The sequence below is a fragment of the Polyangiaceae bacterium genome, assembly GCA_020633235.1.
GTDB lineage: Bacteria > Myxococcota_A > Polyangia > Polyangiales > Polyangiaceae > JACKEA01.
Genome location: JACKEA010000003.1, coordinates 957,254 through 978,036 on the forward strand (window position 1 = coordinate 957,254; position 20,783 = coordinate 978,036).

Sequence of the window (20,783 nt, forward strand, 5' to 3'; positions counted from 1 at the left end):
AGGGTCATGCGCCATCGATGGCCAAGACGCATTCACACGCAAACAGATCTTCCGGATCCACGCTGCCTAGCAGCGAACGAACCAGGTCCTTGTACCCGGCTAGGAGATCGCGGTTCGCCTCCGGGAACTCCACGATCAATCCGGCGAGGCGAGTGGCCACGGGCTCGGCCATCGGGCGCCGGGCGGCAAGATAGGTTTCGATCGCCAAGTCGATCCAGTGCGCCTGTCGACTCGCCTCTGCCAGGTCCATGCAGCAGAGCCCGGCAGCCGCCAAGGCCTCGTCAGGAAGCGGCACGCCGCTTCGCAGCGTCTCCATGCGCCGCTGCAGCTGCCCTTCCAGCGCGCGGCCCGCAGCGTCCAGATCGCCGCGCTCCACCATCCGATCCACCACGTCTACGACGACTTCGAGCGGATCTCGAGAGGCCGACAAAGAGCGCAACGTCACCTTGGCCACGGGCTGCGACATGCGCGCGACCGGCGCGGCGGAGGGCGACGCCTTGGCCTCTCCTTCCACCGGTGCCGGGCTCGATTCCGTTGGCGGCGCAGCCGTGGGCCGCGGCAACGACTGCGGGAGCTTCGAGGTATCGGGGCGCTCCGTTGACGGTGCAGCCGCGCGGGGAACCATGCCGGAGCTCATCAACGACTCCGGTGGACGCGTCCCTTGAGCGGTGCGCTCCTCGGGCTCCGGCATCTTCATCGGTTCGTCATGCTCGAACTGGATCTGGGTGGGCGACTCCTGCTGGGTCTCGAGCTCGACGCACGACAGCAGGTTGCCCTGATCGTCGAAGGTGCGACGACTGGAGACCGCTTCCGCGTCCGGCTCCCCAAAAAACAAGGTCATCTCCAGCGTTCCGATCAGCAGGCTGTCGCCTTCCGACAGAGGTGCCGTCGCCGTCACGGGTACGCCATTGACGAAAACTCCGTTCGCACTGCCAAGGTCTTCGACGGAAACCGTGCCTCCTTGATTGAGGATCCGGGCATGACGCCGCGAGACGAGCGGTCCCACGATGGCGAGATCCGCGTCTGCCCCGCGGCCAATGACCGTGGACCCATCACGCAAAGGCACCTCGTGCCCGCGGATGAGCAAGGTGGGAGCGTGGGAACGCGCGGAACGTCGCGGAAAGTCCGCCACGTGACCATCGTAGCACTGGGTGCTAGCGCTCTGGCGGGAAAGCAAAGTGCCATGAAATCCGAGCCTATGAGCGCCATCGACGCCGCCTGGCGGCGGATGGACAGCGAAACCAACGCCATGGTCATCACCGCCCTGCTGACCTTCGAGCAGGCGCCAGAGTTCAATGATGTCGAGCGGTTGGTGTCCGAGCGGCTGCTCCAGGACCCGCGCTTTCGGCAGCGAGTGGTGCCCCCCACCCTGCCGTTGGGAACGCCGAGCTGGGAGATGGATCCCCACTTCGACCTCCACAACCACCTACATCGGCGGGCGCTGCCCACACCAGGGGACGATCGGGCGCTGGAGGAGCTCCTCAGCGAGCTCACCAGCAGCCGCCTCGATCCCGACCGTCCGCTTTGGCAGCTGCACTACGTCGAGCGCGGCGACCGCGGCGCCGCCATCGTGGCACGCCTTCACCACTGTATTGGCGATGGCGTTGCCCTCGTGCGCTTGCTGCTCGGCATGACGGACGAGGGCGGAGCGCTCCCACCGCCGCCGGAGGTCGGGCTCTCCCCACAGCGGCCGCGGTCCGCCCGGGAGCTCGGGGAGCTGACCAAGAACATGGCCAAGAGCCTGGGACACACGCTGCTGCTCCCGCGCGACGCGCCCTCCGCCTTGAGCGGCGCGCTCGGCGTTCAAAAGCGCGCCGCCTGGTCTCGGAGCTTCCCCTTGGCCGCAATCAAGGGCGCCGCCCACGCGCTTTCGGCCACCGTGAACGACGTGCTCATGGCCGCGCTCACCGGGGCGCTACGGACACATCTGTTGGAGCACGGTGGTCTGCCGGAAGGCGGCGAGATCCGCGCGCTGGTTCCGGTGTACGTCAAAGCCGCCGACTCGGGGCACGGCCTCGGCAATCACTTCGGGCTGGTGTACCTCGATCTTCCCCTCGCCGAGAGCGACCCACTGGCGCGCGTGCACGAGACGCAGCGCAGAACGGCGGCCATCAAGGCGTCCCCGGAAGCGATGGTGGCGCTCTCGGTGCTGGGCGCCTTGGGGGTGGCGAGCAGCGAGATCGAGCACATCGGCATCGAGCTCTTCACCCGCAAGGCCACCGTGATGGTCACCAACGTGCCGGGCCCCCCGCAGACCATCCACTTGGCCGGCAAACCCCTCGACGGCATCATGGTCTGGGCGCCCGTCGCAGGGCACATCGGCGTGGGGCTGTCGCTGCTTTCCTATGCGGGCCAGGTCCGGCTCGGCATTTCCACCGATGCTCTACGCTGCAGCGATCCCAAGAGCATCGTCCGGATGTTCGAGCACGAGATCGTTCGGCTGGTCACTTCGCTCGGTCCGGAGGCATCATCGGGTTGATGGGTCCGTTCGGATTCTTGTCGCGGCGACGGCTGCTCGCAGCCGGGCTCGGAGGCGGCGTCCTGATCGCCGCTGGCGTCGGCGGGCTCGCGGCGCTCCGCGGCACCGCCCCGGCGGTGGCCGGACTCTCGGTGCTATCCGCCCAGGAGTACCGCACCCTGGCGAACATCGCCCGCGCTCAGCTGCCTCGGGGTGGGCCCTTCGAGCTGGGCGCGGAGGACTTCGACTTGCCGCGAGCCTTCGACGGCTTCTTGAAGAACGAGGCAGCGGAGAACGTGCGCGACCTGCGGCGTGCGTTGCTGCTGTTCGAGTACGGGCCGGTGCTGTTCGAAGGTCACTTCGTCACGTTCTCCAACCTCTCTGTCGAACAGCGCGCGAAGCACTGGGAAGCCTGGTGCCAGAGCGACACCACGCTCCGCCGGCAGGTGGCTCTCGCGTTCCGCAAGTTCCTGTCCATGGTGTTCTACGACACACCCGAGGTGTGGCCGAGCATCCACTACCCGGGGCCGCTGATCGGCAGCTGACCATGGCCGGCGAGATCCACGACCTATCCAAGAAGAAGCCCCCCCGGGAGATCGTCGCCGACGTGTGCATCGTCGGGTCCGGCTGCGGCGGCGCGACGGCCGCGTGGGTCCTGGCCAAGGCCGGGCGCGACGTGGTGGTGCTGGAAGAAGGCGGCGACTTCACCGGACCCGAGCTCACGGGCCGTGATGGCGCCATGTACGACCAGCTGTACATGGACCGCGGCGCGCGGGTCACCGCGGATCTCTCGGTGAACGTGCTGCAGGCGCGCGTTCTCGGGGGCGGCGGCGTGATCAACGCCAGCGACGTCGTGCCACTCTCCGACGCCGTGCTGCGCCACTGGCAAAAGCGCTTCGACCTGTCCGCGTTCTCTCCGGAAGCGCTGGCGCCGTACAAGAAGCGGGCGCTCGAAGATCTCTCCGCCAGCCGCATCGCCGAGGACCATGTGAATCGCGCCAACGCGCTCCTGCGCCAAGGCACCAAGGCCCTGAATCTCCGCGGCGAGGTGATGCTCAACAATCGCGTCGGCTGCATCGGCACCGGCACCTGTCTCATCGGCTGCCCCATCAACGCCAAGAAGAACCCGCGCTTCGTCGCCATCCCCGGCGCGCTCGACGCCGGCGCTCGCTTCTTCACGCGTGCCCGCGCCCGCCGCATCCTCTCCGGCGAGCAAGAGATGAAACGCATCGAGGTAAATACCCTCGACGAACGCGGCTACCGCGTCGTCGGCCACACCCAGGTGCGCGCGCGCATCGTGATCTTGGCGGCCAACGCCGTGGCCAGCGCCGAGCTCTTGCTCCGCTCCGGCCTCGGCAACCAGCACGTTGGCCGAAACCTCATGCTGCAGCCGCAGCTACCCGTGACCGCGATCTTCAAGGAGCCCATCACCGCCTTTCGCGGCATTCCCCAGTCCTACGCCGTCACCGAGTTCGAGGTGGATGATCATCCCGAGCACGGCCTGTGGGGCTATCGCATCGAGGGCATCATGGGCACGCCCGGCATGGTCGCATCCCTGCTCCCGTTCTCCGGTATCGAGGGCAAGCGCGCGATGCAGCTCTACGATCGCATCGCCGCCTCCTTGCTCCTGGTCATCGACCGCCCCAGCGGCAACGTGCGGCTCTCCGACGGCCGCTTGGTCGTGGATTATTGGCAGAAGGAAGACCACAAGGCCCGCCTGCGCGACGCCATCAAGCAGTGCGCGCGCATCTACTTCGCCGCCGGCGCCCAGCGCATCATCGTTCCCACCACGCCGCCGCTGGTCTTCGACAGCGAGGCCGACCTCACGCGCGTGGACTCCGTGCGCTTCGACGTCGCCTCCGCGCCACTGCTCTCCGCCCACCAACAGGGCACCATCCGCATGGCGCCCTCGTCCCGCCTGGGCGGCGCCGACCCCACTGGCCGCGTCTACGGCACCAAGGACATCTACGTCTTCGACTCCTCGGGGTTCCCGTCCAGCTCGTCGAGCCACACGATGACGCCCATCTTGACGGTCTCGCGCTTCCTCGCCGATCGCCTCGCGGCCGAAGCCTGATCGCGGATTTTCATTTTGCTGGTGCGGCGCGGATCCCGTCGGTTCCGCGCCGGACCAACATGAAAATGCTACTGGGACGTCAGCGGCGGGCGCCGATGAAGATGCGCAGCACGTACCAGAACATCAGCGCGACGGACGCGAACAGCTGTAGCGCGGCGCCCACGTAGCGATCCTCCGGGAAGTGATGCAGCACGTTGGAGGTGTCGTACAGGATGGCGGCGCCGGCGAAGACGACCATGCCCACGCTGAACAGCGTGCCCAGGGTGAAGCCGAACAGCAGCGATGCGCCGATGAGCAGCAGCGCCGAGAGGCCGATCCAGCGCAGGAAGCTGCCCAGGAACGAGAAGTCCTTGCGCGTCATGAAGGCGATGGCGGTGAGGCCCGCGAAACCGACCATGGTCACGATGCCCGCGCTCTGGATGGCGCCGGGGGCGAACTGCGTGGCAATGAACAGCAGCGGGACGAAGATGATCGCTTCGGCGAGCACGAAGCCGCCGAGCGCCGCGTACTGCGCGGGCTTCGAGGCGGAGGTCTGGGCCACGTGGCTCGCGAGCCAGGAGACGACCATGAACGCGCCCAGCACCAACAGCCAGCTCGTGCCGATCATCAGCTGAGCGATGACGGTGGCGATGCCCGACATGAACAGGCCGATCTCGATCAGCGTGAACGCGAGGATCGCCCCGAACAGGTGGTTATAGGTCTGGACGATGAAGCGCGCCCGGCGCTCGATGGCGGACTTCTGGGCGGCGCCCGGGCGGGCAAAAGACGGCTGGTAGCTTTGGGACATGGTTCGAGCTCTCCTCCCCGTGGTTGAGCGCGTGGAACATGGAGGTGACGCGCCCGGTCCGCAAGGGAAAGCGGAAACTTCCGCCACCAGGAAAGCGTACGGGGTGCCCCCTCTATTCCTGCAAGCGCCCCCAAAAAAAGCTCAGAAAAGTGAGCACTTCGGTGGGGATGCCCGGCCAAGTCGCGGAAATGATCCCGCGGGCGCGCGAAAATCCGACCCTGTTCAGCTCGCGGGGGCGGTCGTCTCGGAGTGTGGCGCCGGAGCGTGGCGTTCGAGCTCGAGCAGGCCAAGGGCGGCGAGCGCAGCGAGATCGGCGAACAACAGCGGAGCGAACACCGGCGCGCCGTACACGAAGGCGTCCCAGGTGGACGTGGTCTTTGCGGCGCGCAGGTTCGCGATCAGGTGGAGGCCCGAGCCGGCCACGCCCACCAGCGCCTCGACGGCCATCAGCCCGAGGGTGATGCGCAAGAACGGACGGCCGCGTTTCCCGAACACGGCCATGAGCAAGAAGCTCGCGCCGTAGCCCCCGGCGATGACGGCCACCCACTCCATGGGACGGAAGAACCCGTTCTGCGCGTGGTCCGTGAGGGACAGCACGAAGTTGCCGACGAAGCCGCCGAAGGCGAGGAACACGACCCACTGCGCCCAGCTCCGCGAACGAGGGCGCTCGAAGCGATTGACCAGCAGGAGCAAGCCGAGACCGACGTAGGACAGCGGCGCCGCGAAGGGCGCGGCGTACACCAGGCTCTTCAAGGTCAGGCTCTCGAAGAAGGAGCTCTCGAGGTGGAACACCAGCCCGGCCACGCCCACCACGATCGCCGCGATGCCCACACCCAGCCCCACGAGCTTGCCGCTGGTGCGCTGGAAGCGCCGGCCCAAGAGACCGGGCAGCAGCAGAAGCGGCGCGAGGGCCGAAAATACCACCGGGATCCATTCATCCGTCTCGGCAAAGCCATTCACCGCGTGGGCGATGCCCACGTCCACCGCCAGGAACGCGAGGTTCGAGACGGCGAAGGCCTCCACCAACCAGGGCAAGGACCAACGTTCGGCGAAGGGTTCAGTCATGGGGTGGGGGCGCGGGCTGCTTCTCGCGAGCGGCGCGCAGCTCGCGGGCGGCACTCTCCAGCTTCACGCCGTAGTGAAGAAGCTCGTAGTTGCCGTGCCATTGCACGAAGTCCGCACCGCCCATGAAGGCGCCGTGCTTGGCCGTGCGCCCATAGTAGTGCCACATGTCGAACTCCAAGAACTCGATCTCTTCGTCGAAGGGCTGGGGCGTGAGCAGTCCGTCTTTGCGCAGATCCGCCACCAGCTTTTCGCTCCGTTGGATCTTGGTGTTGGTGCTCTCCACCACCTTCTCTGCCCGCTCGAAGTAGTCGTCCACGTTCTTGTCCGTGTGACACTTCTCGCAAACTTCCTTCATCTCGTCCTGCCCCTTCGGGTAGCCGGGGCGCTTTTGGCTGATGGCCGCGAACAGGTACCAAGAGAGACGTTCGCCCACGTCGTGCGTGACCTTGAGGCCTTCGATGCCGCTCATGTGACAGGTGGAGCAGGTGGGCACCGGCATGTCGCTGGTGGTGAGGTGCTTCGGATCCGCCGACAGATTCATGCTGCTGCGCTGCGCGGTGAACAGCGCGCCGTGCTTGGACTCTTCGTAGATCTCGATCTGCGAGTGATCCGGGCCCATGTGGCACTGCCCGCAGGTGGTGGGCTCGCGTGCCAGCTCGATGGAACCGGAGTGCCGCGAGTGGCACGGCGTGCAGGTTCCAAAGCTGCCATCGGCGTTGGGCTTGCCGATGGAGTGACAGTTCTGACAGCCGCTGGCGATGGCGCTCGCGCCTTCCAGCTGGGCCAGGCCGTTGGGCGCGCGGTCCACCGCCTCCGGATGATACTTCTTGGCGAAGGCCAGCTGCTCCGGGGAAAAGTCGTCCCGCCCGGCGACCGCCGCCCAGGCCGGAGCCGCGTGTCTGCTGCGGGCGAACTGCTCGTACTCCGTGGTGTGGCAGCCCTGACAGTTCTTGGCCGTGAGCTTCTCGGAAATGGTGAAGCCCTTGTGCTCGATGCCGTGCTGATCCGCCGCCGGCCGATGGCAATCCAGACAGGTGACGCCCTTGGCGGCGTGCTTGCTGCCTTCGTACTGATGCACGATGGCGCTGGTCTCCCGTCGATGGCACTCGGCACACTTGCCGCTCGCCTTCACCAGATCCGCGCTGGGCTGCGCGACCTCCACCTTCGGTCGCTGGGCGTTGACCAGGAACGCGACGACGATGGCCGCTGTTCCGATGAACACCGCGATGAATACCGACTTGAACGTGACCCGATCGCGCACGGAGCTCCTCCCTTCCCGCGCAGGACGTTAGCCAACGCGGCCGCAAAGGGCAATGACGTCCGCTCTCGCCAAGGTACTCGCAATGTGCATGGGTTTGTCGCGGCAGCGCGGAACCTCGCGGCCGCGGGGCCGTCACAAGAGCGCCGCGGCGAAGCGCTGTCCGGCACCGCTGTGCGTCGCGACCCAGTCGCGGACCACGTCGGGGTGCGCCGCGGCGAGCGCGCGCAGCACTCGCTCGCCCTCCGCGGGCGGTGCGTCGCCGTCTTGCCACTGGGCCATCGCGTCGAGCACCTTCGCGACAACGCCGGCGCTGGGCGCGAGATCCGCATAGAGCCACAAGCCCCACGCGACCACGCGGCCACCCTGCACTTGGTGGCCAATCGGCTGCGTCGCGAGCACGCGTTCCTGCGCGTCGGGAGCCAGCTGCGCGAGGCCGCGTCGGAGCACCCGGGTGTAGCTGATGCCCTGCTGGAACAGCGCCTCGTAGGGCTCCGGCAACGCGCCCAGCTCCGCCAAGGTGGTGAAGAGCACCGCGCGGATCAGATCGTACTGGGGCGAAGCGAGGAACGGATCGGCGAGGCGCTGGAGCGCCGGAGCGTTCGAGCCCGCGATCAGCACGTCCACCAAGAGGAGCCCGAGATCGGCGGCGTGCTCGTACTCGTCCGCCTGCAGCGCATCGGACCAGGGCCAGCGGCGCAGCAAGAGGTAATCGCCCCGGGCGGCCTCGGTGGCGACGGCGAGCAGCGCTGCCTCGTCCAGCGTCGAGAGCGTCAGAACGGCGTCTGCGCTGCGGCCCTGCTGACGCGCGATGAGCTCGCGGGAAATCCAGAGCCACGCTGGCACGTCGTTCACCCGCTGGTCGAGAGCGCCGGGCGTTTCGCTCCCGAGGAAGCGCCGCAAGTCCTCCAAGCGCGCGGGCAGCCCGTGCTCTTGCAGTGCGTAGTAGCCGTCCGCTCCGTTCAGGAACGTCTCGGCGGACAGCTGCGTGAGCACGCGCGTTTGCTCCTCCGTGAGCTCGCGCGGGTCCCGCGGCGGATGCGGCAGCTCGTGGTCTTTCGGGAACAGCGCGTGCACCGCGCGCGCGGCGACGCGGCTCGCGCTCCACGTGCCCCGCAGCGCGGCGAGGCACGTCGCGAGATCCGTCGAGCCCAGCTCGGCGGCGCGAGCGGCGATCACTTCCGCGAGCAAGTTGCCGACGTCCCCGTAGGCCCAGGGCAGCGCGGCGGCCGGCGTGGACAGGCCGTCCACCAGCGGCGGTCCCCAGCGGTCGAAGCCTTCGCTGGACCACCAGGCGCGGACCACGGCCCGCATCAAAGCGGCGAGGCCGTCCAACGGCTCGTCGCCGAGGTCGTCGGAGTAGCGGCCCAGCGCCAAGACGATGCTGGCGCGGACGACCTCGACCTTCTCGCGGGCAAGCCGCGCAGCGAGGGCCGTTCTCGCCTCCGTCACGGTTGCGAACCCCAACGCCAGGGCCGCGGCAGCGCGCACGCCCGCCGCGCGGTCCGACAGCGCTGCGACGAGCTCTTCTGCCACCGCGCCCAAGGCTTCCGCGCCGGGGACGGCGTGCGGCCGGCCGAGCCAGCGCGCGTGGCTGCCGCCGCACGCGAGATCCACACACAGCATGATGAGCCGATCGCGCTCCTTCAGGCGCGCGTCGAAGCACAGCGGCAATAGCAGCGGCAGCGCAACCGCGGCGGCCGGCGTCGGCGTGCCCTGATGGTTCAGCGCTTCGCTCAACTGGCTGACGGCGTTCTTGCGCACCGATGCCGAGCTCGCGGTCAGCTCCTCGATCCAGGTTGGAACCCGAGTGGCGGGTCCGTCGTGGGTTTCGATCGCCGACCAGTCGATCTCGCTCATGGGCCCGCTGACATATCCCGGCGCTGGGCACGGGCCAATCACCCGCGTTGACCCTCGCCATCGCCAACGATAGCGTCGAGACCATGAAGCGCATCGCCCTCGTCGTCTCGGTTCTGTTCGCGGTTGGCTCTTTCGGTTGCGGCAGCGACGACTCGAGCGGGTCCGGCGGTTCGAGCGGGTCCAGTGGCTCCGGCGGCTCCAGCGGTTCCACCGGCGGCAGCGCGGGGGCGGCAACGGGCGGCGCCGGCGGCAACGGCGGCGCGTCCGGCGGTGGTGCCGGCGGCGCGGGCAGCGGAGATTGCCCCACCTGCCTGGCCTGCGTGCAGAGCGCGTGCGGGACGGAGATCACCACCTGCGAAGCCGACACGGAGTGCAAGGCGATCTACGACTGCGTCAAGGCGTGCGGCCAGAAGACGCCGGATCAGTGCATCGCCGACCATCAAGGCGGCGTCACCATCTGGGCCGGCGTGTCCCAGTGTTTGAACGACAATTGCCTCTCCAGTTGCCAGTAGCCCGAGGCGGTTCCGAACCGGGCCGGCCTGCTCTACATTGGGCGCCATGCGCTACCTGCACACCATGGTCCGCGTGCAAGACTTGGACGCGGCTCTCGACTTCTTTTGCAACAAGCTGGGCCTGAAAGAGGCGCGGCGCACGGAGCACGAACAGGGGCGCTTCACCCTGGTGTACCTGGAGACCGGCGCAGCGGGGGACTCGGCGCAGATCGAGCTCACGTACAACTGGGATCAGAAAGAGCCCTACGGCGGCGGTCGCAATTTCGGCCACGTCGCCTTCGCCGTCGACGACATCTACGCCCTTTGCGAGAAGCTCCAGGCGAGCGGCGTCACCATCCTGCGGCCGCCGCGGGACGGGCGCATGGCCTTCGTCCGTTCTCCGGATCAGATCTCCGTAGAGCTCCTGCAAGCCGGCGCCGCGCTCCCGCCCAAGGAGCCGTGGGCCAGCATGCCCAGCACCGGCGAGTGGTGAACCGACGGGGTTCGCGCCGCAGCGACATCATGAGGCACTGGCACGCCCGGCAGGATTCGAGCCGGCGGTCCCAGGGGCGCCGCTGGACTCCATCTGATCTGCTGGGACGATGCACGACTCGCAGGAGGCCGCGAGCACGGGCCCGAAGGGCCCGCGCGCAGCGAACCGATCAACCGATCGCATGCCTACTGGTCCTCTAGCTCCGTGGCCGTCTTTCGCCGTTTCTGTGGCACGCCCGGCAGGATTCGAGCCGGCGGTCCCAGGGGCGCCGCTGGACTCCATCTGATCTGCTGGGACGATGCACGCCTTGCAGGAGGCCGCGAGCACGGGCCCGAAGGGCCCGCGCGCAGCGAACCGATCAACCGATCGCATGCCTACTGGTCCTCTAGCTCCGTGACCGTCTTTCGCCGTTTCTGTGGCACGCCCGGCAGGATTCGAACCTGCGACCAGTGGATTAGAAATCCACCGCTCTATCCACTGAGCTACGGGCGCAAAGGACGCAGTCGGAGCGATTGGTCCTCGGCCCGGGGCCCCTGTCAAGCGCCGGCGGGCGCGCGGAACGGGGCCACCAGCTCCTCGCTCCGGGCGGCGAGACGCTGCCGCGCGCTGGCGTCGTAGGCGGCGGGGTTGGCCCGGGCGGGGGCCTGGACGTCGTAATACTGGCCGGATTTCTCGCCGGAAAGCGCGCGCTCCACGGCGGAAACGATGGCGTCACGACCGATGCTGGCGGGACCGTGGGGCTCGATGCCAATGCCGCGCACCATGTTGGTGTCGAGCAGCGTGCCCGGATGCAGCACCGTCACCACGCGATCGGGATGCGCTGCTGCCAGGTCGAAGGAGCTCATCACCAGCGCGAGCTTGCTGCGCCGATAGGCGACGATCCCGGAGTAGCCGCGCTCCGTCATCAGGTCGTCGAAGTCCAGCGGCTCTTGGCCGATGGACGCCACGTTCACGATCGCGCGGCGCGGGATTCCGGCGCGGAGCAGGTCCGTGGTCAACAAGTACGGCGCGAGGTAGTTCACGGCGAGGCGTAGCTCGAAGCCGTCTTCTGAGGTTTCCCGCTGCGTGCGATCGTGTCCGAAACCCACGCCGGCGTTGTTCACCAGCACGTCGAGGTTCGGCACGCGCTTCTCGATCTCTTCGGCCAGACGCTTCGTCTGGGCCAGGGAGGAGAGATCCGCGAGCAGCCCCTCCGCGCGGATGCCGGCCTTGCGGAGCTCTCCCACGCTGCGCTCGACCTTGTCGGCGCTGCGCCCATGGGCGAACACGTGCGCACCACGGCGGCCGAGCTCCTCCACGGCCAGCCGCCCGATGCCGTCCGTGGCCCCCATCAGCACGATGGAAACTCCCGAGAGATCTTGGTTCATGGGTTTGTTTGTGCGGCGCGATGCCGTCACGGCAAGCCTCCGGTGCAGCGGGGCGGCGACTTTGCTACACCACGGTCGCAATGACGCGGCGGGGAAACGGCAGATCCGGTGCGGCGGGGCTCGTCGCCTTGGCCATCGTCGCCGTAGCGTGCGCCCGCGAGCGCACTGCCGCACCCCCGCCGGCTGCACCCGGGCCCGGACCCGCGCTGACGCCGGCGCCCTCCACGTCGCGGGCGCCCTCCGTCGCGCCCACCCACAGCGGCACGGATGCGTGGGCCGCGACCTGCGCGGCCGCGTCGAGCTGCGGCGTGTGCATGAATCGGCCGCCCTGTACCTGGTGCGCCGGCGACGAACGTTGCGTGAGCCCCGACGGCGCGTGCACGTCCAAGCGCTTGGCGGACGGCGCGGCGTGCATGACGGCACCTCTGGCGCTGGAACAGGAGCGGCACCCGGAGCTCGCCTCCGGGCTGCGCCCCTATCAGCTCGTGCGTGAGAGCAAGACGCTGTCCGCCGCGTCCTTTCGCCAAGAGCGCTTCTTCATCAACGACGGCGACTGCTTCGCGATCCTCACGGAGAGCAGCGCGCCCCTCCGGCTTCACTACGCCATCGCGGAGCGGGGCACCCCCGATCCGACGAGCAAGAAGCCTCCGCCAGAGCCGGGAACGGGCAAGGCCGGAAAGGACGCAGAGCTGTCTCCGGAGTTCTGCCCCTACGAGCCCGTGTATCTGGTGGTCACCTCGCTGTCACCCTCCGCGAGCGCAGTGGGCGAGGTGCGCTTGCATCTCTTGCGACGCCCGCATCCGGATCCTGCGCGGCTCGAGCGCGAACGGCCGCCGCGTCCCACCGGAGGCAACTGCTCGAGCTACGAGTGCGGCGAAGATTGCACCAGTGAGCTAAACGCCTGCAACCTCGACTGCTTCCGCTACGGCCGCCACGAGATGGGCAGCGAGAGTCTGTGCAAGGCGGGCTGCAATCAGGCCCATCGCAGCTGCGAGCGCAGCTGCCGCATCCCCTGCCCGCGTTAGACGCGAGATTCCGGCGGCAGCTCCCCTTCGCGCTCCTGCTGCTTCTTGTGCAGGTGGATGGCGAGGGCCACCAGCGGCACCGTGGCGGTGGACGCGAAGCCGAACACGATGGCGGACCAGCTCGGGTGGATCAGGCACAGCGCGGAGCTCGCGACCATGACCACGCACAGCGGCCACAGGCCCCGCAGCATCACGATGGTGGCCGCCGCGGAGACCAAGCACAGCACCAGCGAGTCCAGGGCGAAGATGTAGGGCGTGGGCAGCGCCAGCGCACCCCCGAAAAAGCGCGTGAACACCACGGACACGCCGGAGAGGAGCATCAAACCGACGAGCCGGCGATTGAAGGCGTTCTGCATCAGCTGTTTCCGCCACACACCCACCGCGGCCAGCATCACGAGCACCAACACCAGAGCTAGAGACAGAAGCGTCTGCACCTTGAGGCGTGACGGATGCGGCTGCATCAGGGCGAAGGCCGCCATGGCACCGGAGGCGCCGAGCAACGCGGCCAGGGCGCGCGACCGTTGCTTGCCGGCCACGCGCACGTCCATGTCGTTCGCCATCTCGCGAAGCCGCTTCTCTTCCAGCTGCTGGCGCGCCTTCTTCTTCTTTTCGGCGGCGACCCGCGCGGCGAGCTCGGGCGACGGCGGGTCGAGCTCCTTCACCAGCGTCTCGGCGGTTTCCGCGTGGCCCTGACGCAGCTCCAGATCCGCCAGCGCGCACAGCACACGGTGCAAGCCGGCGCGCGCCGCGTCGTTCTCCGGCCACTCCGAGAGCGCCTGGGTGAAACCGAAGCGGCTCTCCGTCGCGAGCTGATACGCCCGGGCCAGATCTCCCGGAGGTTCCGCCGCAGGCGCGCCGGCCAACAGCTCGAGCAGCGCGCTCAGCCGCTCCCCCGCGCTCTCCGCCAGCGCGATGGACCCGCGGTGACCGAGGAAATCCGCCAGAGCCTGACGCAGCGCCAAGGCGGACTCGGGGCGCGCTTCGGGATCCCGCGCCATGGACCTGCGACAGAGCTCCGCGAGCTCCTTGGGCACGGCGTCCGTGTACTCCGGCGTATCGGAGCAGAACGCCGACAGCAGCACGTCCTGCAGACTCTCGCCGAAGTGTCGGAACTGCCCGGTGAGGATCTCGTGCAGCGTGGCACCCAGCAAGTACACGTCGGTCTGCGGCGACACGGCGCGCCCCGCCACCATCTCCGGCGCCATGTACGCCGGCGTGCCCACCAGGCCGGTTCGCTCCGACGCGTCGTCCAGGCGCAGGGCAATGCCCCAGTCCACCAGGTACACCTCGCCGAAATCCCCCAACATCACGTTCTCGGGTTTGATGTCGCGATGCACCACGCCGCGGGTGTGGGCGAAGTGCACCGCTTGGCACACCTGCATCAAGATCTCCAAGTGCGCGACCATGCGATCCTCGCCGCGGGCGCTCCACGCGGGGTGCGCGGCGTCGTGCAGCAACGCGCGCCACTCCACGCCTTCGACGCGCTTCATGACCAGCACCGGGCGCCCGCGATCGTCGAGGCCGAGGGCGTGCACGGGCACGATGCCAGGGTGCTCGAGCGCACCGGTCACCACCGCTTCCCGCAAGATGGCCGCCGCGGCGCTCGCCGTAGCGCGCTCCTTGACGGTCTTCACGGCCACCTCGCGCCGGAGCGAGTGCTGTCGCGCGGCGTGCACCCGTCCCATGCCGCCCTCGCCCAGCACGCCGCGCACTTCCAGATCCGTTCGGCTCACGGCCGCGGGCGTCGGGGCGCCCTCGGCGTCCGCATCACTGAAGGAGAGGGAGATGCGCGGCAGCTCCTCCGCCACCGGGCGTGTCCAGGCCGCGGGCTCCGGCGTGATGGTGGCATCGACGGCCACGGCGGTCTCCGCCAGCGCCAGCTCCTGCCAGCGCTGGTCGAAGGTCTGCCGAAGCTCGACGGTGCCGGCCACGATTAGCGACGCCGACGCCGCGCGATCAGGAGGCCGAGAGCGAAGAGCGCGATGGATCCGGCGCCGCCATTGGAGCGTGACGCGAGGCGACAGCCGCAACCGGAGTCGTCTCCCGAGTCCGGACTGGCGGAGCTACCGCCACCGCCGCTGCTGCCGGCGCCTCCGCCGGTGCCGCTGCCCCCAGAGCCGGAGACGCCGCCGTCCGTAGCGATGCCGCCGCCGGTGCCCGCGCTGCCCGCACCGCCGTCGATCACCACGCTGCCGTCGTGCCACTCGTAGGCGCCCAGATCGATGCCCGCGCCTTGTGGCCGGGGCACGCCTTCGATGTCCGTCGCCGGCGCCTGGTCCTGAGAGCCCTGGTCGATGGCCGGCGAGTCGTCCAACAGGTGCACGTCGTAAGCTGCGGCGTTCACGAACAACGTGGAAGCGTCCTTGATCAACATGTTGTGATCTTCAGTCACCCCACTGCTTGCCAGGTTCAGATCGGTGGTGAGGTTGTTGCGCACCAGACAGCCCTCGGGAGGCGTGCCGTCCTTGTGGTCGTCGATGCTGATCCACGGTGGCCCGGGCGTCTCCGTGTTGGGATCCAGCACCGTGTTGTTCACCACCCGCACGTTCTTGGCGCCCAAGAACGTGATGCCGTGCCAGTGATCCGTGATGATCACGTTGTTTTCCACCACCCAATCCGTGTAGGTCCCGTCGAAGCAGCCAATACCTTGCAGGGTGCCGCGGAACTTCTGGTTCGGATCCTCGTAGTTGATGATCACGTTCCCGCGCAGCACGATGCCCTTCACCTCACCGGTGCCCACTGCGTCGTTTGCGCCGACGGACCAGGACTGGAAGCCGTCATCGTGGTTCGCGTTCACGTCGGAGCAGTTCTTCACCGTGTTGTACTGGAACACGGTGTTGTCGCCCAGGCCGCGCATGCCGTCGCCCGCAAAGGAATCCACCACGTTGCCTTCCACCAGCGAGTTCTTGGCGCCCACGCTGAGGCCGAAGTTCACGTTCTTCAGCATGTTCTTGCGCAGGGTGATGTTATCGCCGTCCGCGGAGATGCCGTTGGCGCTGAGCGTGTCCCAGTCGCTCATGGTCCAAGCGGACACGTCCTCCTTGGACATCAGCGTGCAGCCCTCCACCGTGATGTCGGAGACCGGCCCCTGATAGCCGTGGGAGTCCAGATCCAGGATGGTCGAGGGATCGTAGGTCGGCGCGTACTCCGGGCTCAGCGAAAGCCCCACGACCTTCCAGCTCTTGCTGGCGCGAATCAAGAGGTGGCTGAGCTTCGGCGTCTCCCCCGGCGCCGCCGCGATCGTGATGTCGGAAGCGTTGTAGTAGCCGGTGATGTCCACGTCGCCGTGGTAGCCGCTCATGAGCCAGATGGTGTCGCCAGCCTTCACCGGAGCGCCGGCGTTCTTGGGCACCAAGCTCGCGCCCGCCGCGTAGGGCAAGCTCGCCCACTTCTGGCTCTCGATCAGGTTGGCGGCCACCACCTCGGCCAGGGTCTTCCACGGCTTGGCCTTGCTGCCGTCGTTCGACATGCTCCCGTTCTGGGGATCCACGTAGAAGTCGGCGGCCAAGGCGCGCGGCGAAAGCGCCAGCACCAGCAAGGCCGAGAGAGCGAAGATGAGCCGTCTCATACCGCCAGGGTACACCCCGGCGGCGAGGGCGCGCCAGCCACGCGTCAGCTACACAAGTAGTGCTTCACCGGCTTGCCGTTGATGTCCGTGCCCCAGTAGAAATTGCAGCTCTGGGTCTCGCTGCAGCAGTTTCCGTCGCACACGTCGAAGGCGCAGCTGTTGCTGCTGCACTGACCCACACTGCAGCCGTGGTTGCCGTAACACAGCTTGCCGCAGCTGCCGCAGTTCGCGTGGTCCGACATCAGGTCGACGCATTCGTTGCCGCACAAGGTCTTGCCGGACGGGCAGCTCGCCTCGCACTTGCCGGCCTTGCAGCTGTAGGCGTTGCCGCCCACCGGAGGCGTGAGGGAAGAGCAGCTGTTGCCGCAACTGCCGCAGTTCTGGTTGTCCGTCGCGGTATACACGCACTTGTTGCCGCACAAGGTCGAGCCCGAGGGGCAACCGGTCTGACAGCTGCCGTTCACGCAGCTCACGGATCCACCGCCGGAAGGAGCCTGGCAGTACTTGCCGCAGGCGCCGCAGTTGTCGGGATCATTCTGGGTGTTGGTGCAGGCGCCGCCGCAGATGGTCTCGCCGGCGGTGATGCACTGCGCCTGACACTGTCCGCCCTGGCACACGGGTTTGGCGCCCGCCGCGGAGGTGGAGCAGGCGTAGCCACAGCTGCCGCAGTTGTTGGCGTCGGTCGCGAGATCCACACAGCCCTTCGGGCACACGGTGCACTCGCCGCCGCCGCTGCCACCGCTGCCACCGCTCGACGTCCCCGCCGCGCCGCCGCTCGGGCCGCCGCCGCCAATGCCTCCGCCTCCGGTGCCGCCTCCGGGATCCCCGCCGCTGCCGCCGCTCGGCAGCGCGCCCCCCGCGCCCACCGCGCCGCTCCCTCCGGAGCCGAAGTTGCCGAAGCCTCCCGTCGACGTGCCGCCGTCGAGGTAGCCACCACCGCCGCCACCTCCTCCGCCGCTACAGCCGACGGCGAGCACGAGGAGCGACGAAACGGTGAGCTTGGACAGGGTGAGCTTCATGGCGCGCGCCGCACCAAGCAACCGTCATGCCCACGTAGATCTCCGCAGATCCGAAGCTGGACCTGGGGCGTGCGCGCCGCGGTCGAGGGATCGCATCGTGGCGCCCGCGCCACGGCGTCGCACGCCTGCCCGTGACGGCTTCCTGACGCGTTCGCGGCCCCGGGCCGTGGTAAGAGGCCAGCTCATGGGCCTCCTGGAGATGCACGTTCGGGATGGCATCGCGGCCGTGAGCGAGGCGACGTTTCCCGAGAACGACTTCGGCGCGCCGGACTGGCGCTCCACCGAGATGGTCCGTCGCACGGAGGAGTACCTCGACGAGCTACCGCCAGGGCAGCGCCGCCTGCTCTTGACCTTGTTCCTGTTCGTGGAGCTCTTCGGGCCGCTGCTCACCGCGACGGTATCGCGGCTATCCAACATGGATGCGGAGGAACGGACGCTGTTGGTGCGTGGCTTCCGCCGCTCCGGCTTCTTTCCCTTCCGGGTGCTGGGCGAGAGCCTCAAGGCGATCACCACCATGATGTACATGTCGCACCCCTCGGTGCAGGCGTACATCGGGGAGTATCGCAGCTGCGAGCGCCCGCTGGATCCCGCGCACATCGAGTTTCGTCCGGATGCCCTGCCCGCGATGGAGGCGGAGGGGTGACGGCCCTCGGACTGGTCAGCGCCAAAGGCAGCCCACGAGAGCGCGGCCTGCTCCAAGGTCGTGATGGCAAAGACCGCGTGAGTCACATGGTCGCCGCCCTCGCTGCCTTGCCCCTCGCCGCGCGCCCGATCCCGAAGCCGCTGCTGCGCGGAGCGCTGTCGGCCATCGGGGAGAGCTACCTGACGCTGCACCGCGGCTTGCTTCGGCGACATCGCCGCGGCCGCTATCTCGAAGCGCTCGAAGGCTTGGCGTGCGGCCTCGGCGTGCGCCCGGGCACGGTGTACGGCTTCAACGCCTTCGAGATCGAGAGCGCGAACCTGAGCTTTCGCCTGGGCTGCACCGCCCTTGCCATCCCCTCCGCGCTGAGCCGCGCGGGCAGGCCGTGGCTCGCCTACAACCACGACTTTCCCCCTTCTTTCGCGCCTTTCTTGTTGGTCCGCCGCGGAACCGGCCCGGACGTACGTCAAAGCCTGACGCTGACCTACCCGATGCTCGTCGGCGCCGTCGCCGGCGTGAACGACGCGGGCCTGGCCATGACCGTCAATCAAGCCTTCGCCACGGATCTCTCCCGCGCGCGGCCCGCGCTCTTGTCCACGTTGTTACTACAGACATGCTTGGACGAATGCGCGAGCGTCGGCGAGGCCGTCGCCGTCCTTCGGCGGACCCCCTGCGCGACGGGCGCGCTGTTCACCCTGGTCGACGCCGCCGGTGAACGCGCCGTCGCGGAAGTCTCCGCCACGCACGTCGCCGTACGCCGCGAGCCCGAAGATCGGGTGCTCTCCGCCTTCAACAAGTACCGGCTACCGGAGCTCGTCGCGGTCGAGGTGCCCGTCGGGGCCGTCACCACGGGGCTCGGCGCGGGCTACGACGTCCACTCCGTGAACGTCGAACGCGAAGCCCGCTGGCCGGAGATCGAACCGCACGCCGCGCTGGATCGCGAGGGCATCCGTCGCTTGCTCGCGGACCACGGACGCGAAGGACCGAGCATGAACACGATTTGCTGCCACGGCGATGCCATGAACTGGACCATCGCGTCCGCCATCATCGACCCAGTGGCGCGCACTCTGGACGTCGGACGCGGTCCGGCGTGCGAAGAGCACGCGAGCAGCCACGCCCTGGAAGGAGCGGCGGCATGAGACACGGCTTCGAGGACGTGAAGGGCGGCGTGGACGTGGAGTGCGACGCGGTGGTCGTCGGCTCCGGCGCGGGCGGCGCCGTGGCGGCGCTGAATCTGGCGGCCGCGGGGCAGCGCGTGGTGGTGCTGGAGGCCGGCCCCGAGGTGCGCCCACAGGACATGACGCGGGACGCCCCCCGCTTCTTGGCGCGCTACTTCTGGGATGGGGGCCTGCGGCTCATCGGCGGCACCACCCAGAGCCCGTCGCTCCAAGCTCGCTGCGTCGGAGGCGGCACCGTCGTCAATTCCGCCATCATGTTGAAGCTCCCCGACTGGGTGCGACAGGAGTGGGCCGCGGAGACGGGCATCGAGTGGCTGGATGGCCCCGAGCTGGAAGCCGCCTACGATCGCGTGTTCGAGCGCTCCGGCGTGGCCCCCACGCCGATGACGGTGATGGGACGCCGCAATCTGCTGGTGCGCGACGCCATCGAGAAGCATGCCGGCGTGCCCGGCTACCCGCTGCCGCGGGCGGTGCAGGGCTGCGAGGGCAGCTCCGATTGCCTCACCGGCTGCGCCACCGGCAAGAAGCAATCCGTCGATCGCACGTACCTGCCCGCGGCGGAGGAGCACGGCGCGGAGATCTACACGCACTGTCACGTGACGCGCGTGCTCACCGAGGGCGCCCGCGCCGTGGGCGTGGAAGGCCACGTGATGAGCCCGCGCTACGAGAAGGTCGCCCGCGTGCGCGTGCGCGCCAAGACCGTGGTGCTCGCCGCAGGCACCATGCACACACCGGTGATCCTGCAGCAGAGTCGCATCAATCCGCGGCGGCGCGTGGGCGCCACCATGTTCTGTCACATCGGCGGCGGGCTCGTCGGCATCATGGACGAGGTCGTGGACCCGTGGGTGGGAGCGACTCAGGGGTGGGGCGCGATCAGCAGCGAAATCCGCGGTCTCAAGTACGAAGGCCTGTGGGCATCGCCCAGCGTGCTGATGGTGCGCTGGGGCGACGTGGGGCGCCCCTTCGTGCGGCGCCTGGACGAGGTGAAGCACGCTACGGTGGTCGCCGTGGTGTACCGCGGCGACGTGCACGGCAGCGTCCGCGCCAAGCGCAACGGCGAGCCGAGCATGCGGCTCGTGATACCGGAAGAGAACGTGATGCCGGTGATGCGCGGCATGAAGATCGCCGCGGACGCGCTGTTGGCCGCCGGCGCCCGCTACGTGCACACGGGCATTTTGGGTGCCGTAGACGAAATGCGCTCGGAAGCCGACACCGCGAGCCTGGTGAGCGGCAAGATCACCGCGCGACACCTGGCCATGACGCTGAACCACACCTTCGGCTCTTGTCGCATGACCCGAGACGACAGCGGGCCGGTGGATCCCGAGGGCAAGGTGCGCGGCGTGGACGGCCTGTACGTGTGCGACGCGAGCGTGTTCCCGAGTCCCAGCGCCGTGAACCCGCAAGCGACGATCATGGCCCTCGCCGACATCACGTCGCGACGCCTGGCCGAGCTGCACTGACGCGCCGGCGGTCTTCGAGGTTCCGCGGCGCAGCGACAAA

General features: G+C 68.5%; 19 protein-coding genes and 1 tRNA gene. 9 read left to right on the forward strand and 11 right to left on the reverse strand.

Annotation, left to right across the window (positions count from 1 at the left end):
- Positions 1–4: 4 nt before the first annotated feature.
- Entirely contained in the window at positions 5–1,132 is a 1,128-nt protein-coding gene (locus H6717_21130) for an FHA domain-containing protein (GenBank protein MCB9579548.1), read from the reverse strand.
- A 51-nt stretch (positions 1,133–1,183) separates the two neighbouring features.
- On the opposite strand from H6717_21130, the gene H6717_21135 reads away from it, so the two are divergent.
- Genes H6717_21135 through H6717_21145 form a run of 3 tightly spaced genes read left to right on the forward strand, consistent with a single transcriptional unit; the run spans position 1,184 to position 4,532 of the window.
- Entirely contained in the window at positions 1,184–2,479 is a 1,296-nt protein-coding gene (locus tag H6717_21135; GenBank protein MCB9579549.1) for a wax ester/triacylglycerol synthase family O-acyltransferase, read from the forward strand.
- Complete coding sequence (locus tag H6717_21140) at positions 2,479–3,003, forward strand: hypothetical protein (GenBank protein MCB9579550.1); 525 nt, start codon at positions 2,479–2,481, stop codon at positions 3,001–3,003. Before H6717_21135 ends, H6717_21140 begins: the two co-directional genes overlap by 1 nt.
- 2 nt (positions 3,004–3,005) lie before the next feature.
- A complete protein-coding gene (locus tag H6717_21145; GenBank protein ID MCB9579551.1) occupies positions 3,006–4,532 on the forward strand; it encodes a GMC family oxidoreductase in 1,527 nt (508 codons plus the stop codon).
- Positions 4,533–4,611: 79 nt separating this feature from the next.
- Here the strand turns inward: H6717_21145 and H6717_21150 are convergent, their stop codons facing one another.
- The 4 genes from H6717_21150 to H6717_21165 form a co-directional block, all read right to left on the reverse strand.
- A complete protein-coding gene (locus H6717_21150; protein MCB9579552.1) occupies positions 4,612–5,319 on the reverse strand; it encodes a US12 family protein in 708 nt (235 codons plus the stop codon).
- 222 nt (positions 5,320–5,541) lie between these two features.
- Complete coding sequence (locus H6717_21155) at positions 5,542–6,384, reverse strand: hypothetical protein (GenBank protein ID MCB9579553.1); 843 nt, start codon at positions 6,382–6,384, stop codon at positions 5,542–5,544.
- On the reverse strand, positions 6,377–7,645 hold the full coding sequence (locus H6717_21160; protein MCB9579554.1) for an ammonia-forming cytochrome c nitrite reductase subunit c552: 1,269 nt from the start codon (positions 7,643–7,645) through the stop codon (positions 6,377–6,379). The genes H6717_21155 and H6717_21160 overlap by 8 nt, the downstream gene beginning before the upstream one ends.
- A 132-nt stretch (positions 7,646–7,777) precedes the next feature.
- Positions 7,778–9,502: a hypothetical protein gene (locus H6717_21165; GenBank protein ID MCB9579555.1), complete on the reverse strand. Its 1,725-nt coding sequence runs from the start codon at positions 9,500–9,502 to the stop codon at positions 7,778–7,780.
- Positions 9,503–9,585: 83 nt separating this feature from the next.
- Between H6717_21165 and H6717_21170 the strand changes: the two genes are divergently transcribed.
- Positions 9,586–10,014 carry a hypothetical protein gene (locus H6717_21170; protein ID MCB9579556.1) on the forward strand — a complete coding sequence of 143 codons (429 nt, stop codon included), beginning with the start codon at positions 9,586–9,588 and terminating at the stop codon, positions 10,012–10,014.
- 46 nt (positions 10,015–10,060) lie between these two features.
- The gene (locus H6717_21175) at positions 10,061–10,486 is read left to right on the forward strand and encodes a VOC family protein (GenBank protein ID MCB9579557.1); all 426 of its coding nucleotides are present in this window, start codon (positions 10,061–10,063) and stop codon (positions 10,484–10,486) included.
- A 416-nt stretch (positions 10,487–10,902) separates the two neighbouring features.
- On the opposite strand, the gene H6717_21180 is transcribed toward H6717_21175, so the two are convergent.
- From H6717_21180 to H6717_21190, 3 genes are all read right to left on the reverse strand, one after another.
- A tRNA-Arg gene (locus H6717_21180) sits at positions 10,903–10,978 on the reverse strand.
- A gap of 44 nt (positions 10,979–11,022) precedes the next feature.
- Positions 11,023–11,853, reverse strand: coding sequence for an SDR family NAD(P)-dependent oxidoreductase (locus tag H6717_21185; GenBank protein MCB9579558.1), 831 nt, complete (start codon positions 11,851–11,853; stop codon positions 11,023–11,025).
- Positions 11,854–11,917: 64 nt separating this feature from the next.
- On the reverse strand, positions 11,918–12,268 hold the full coding sequence (locus H6717_21190; protein MCB9579559.1) for a hypothetical protein: 351 nt from the start codon (positions 12,266–12,268) through the stop codon (positions 11,918–11,920).
- Between H6717_21190 and H6717_21195 the strand changes: the two genes are divergently transcribed.
- Complete coding sequence (locus tag H6717_21195; GenBank protein MCB9579560.1) at positions 12,267–12,878, forward strand: hypothetical protein; 612 nt, start codon at positions 12,267–12,269, stop codon at positions 12,876–12,878. The two genes, H6717_21190 and H6717_21195, sit on opposite strands and share 2 nt — an antisense overlap.
- Here the strand turns inward: H6717_21195 and H6717_21200 are convergent.
- Genes H6717_21200 through H6717_21210 form a run of 3 tightly spaced genes read right to left on the reverse strand, consistent with a single transcriptional unit; the run spans position 12,875 to position 17,465 of the window.
- Positions 12,875–14,809, reverse strand: a complete 1,935-nt coding sequence (locus H6717_21200; GenBank protein MCB9579561.1) for a serine/threonine protein kinase — start codon at positions 14,807–14,809, stop codon at positions 12,875–12,877. The two genes, H6717_21195 and H6717_21200, sit on opposite strands and share 4 nt — an antisense overlap.
- A 2-nt stretch (positions 14,810–14,811) precedes the next feature.
- On the reverse strand, positions 14,812–16,446 hold the full coding sequence (locus H6717_21205; protein MCB9579562.1) for a right-handed parallel beta-helix repeat-containing protein: 1,635 nt from the start codon (positions 16,444–16,446) through the stop codon (positions 14,812–14,814).
- 44 nt (positions 16,447–16,490) lie between these two features.
- Positions 16,491–17,465 (reverse strand): hypothetical protein, encoded by a 975-nt coding sequence (locus H6717_21210; protein MCB9579563.1) that lies wholly within the window; start codon positions 17,463–17,465, stop codon positions 16,491–16,493.
- 184 nt (positions 17,466–17,649) lie between these two features.
- Between H6717_21210 and H6717_21215 the strand changes: the two genes are divergently transcribed.
- From H6717_21215 to H6717_21225, 3 genes are read left to right on the forward strand one after another with little or no spacing between them, the layout of a single operon-like run.
- The gene (locus tag H6717_21215; GenBank protein ID MCB9579564.1) at positions 17,650–18,108 is read left to right on the forward strand and encodes a hypothetical protein; all 459 of its coding nucleotides are present in this window, start codon (positions 17,650–17,652) and stop codon (positions 18,106–18,108) included.
- Positions 18,105–19,244: a hypothetical protein gene (locus H6717_21220; protein MCB9579565.1), complete on the forward strand. Its 1,140-nt coding sequence runs from the start codon at positions 18,105–18,107 to the stop codon at positions 19,242–19,244. The genes H6717_21215 and H6717_21220 overlap by 4 nt, the downstream gene beginning before the upstream one ends.
- Positions 19,241–20,743, forward strand: a complete 1,503-nt coding sequence (locus H6717_21225; GenBank protein ID MCB9579566.1) for a GMC family oxidoreductase — start codon at positions 19,241–19,243, stop codon at positions 20,741–20,743. The genes H6717_21220 and H6717_21225 overlap by 4 nt, the downstream gene beginning before the upstream one ends.
- Positions 20,744–20,783: the final 40 nt, after the last annotated feature.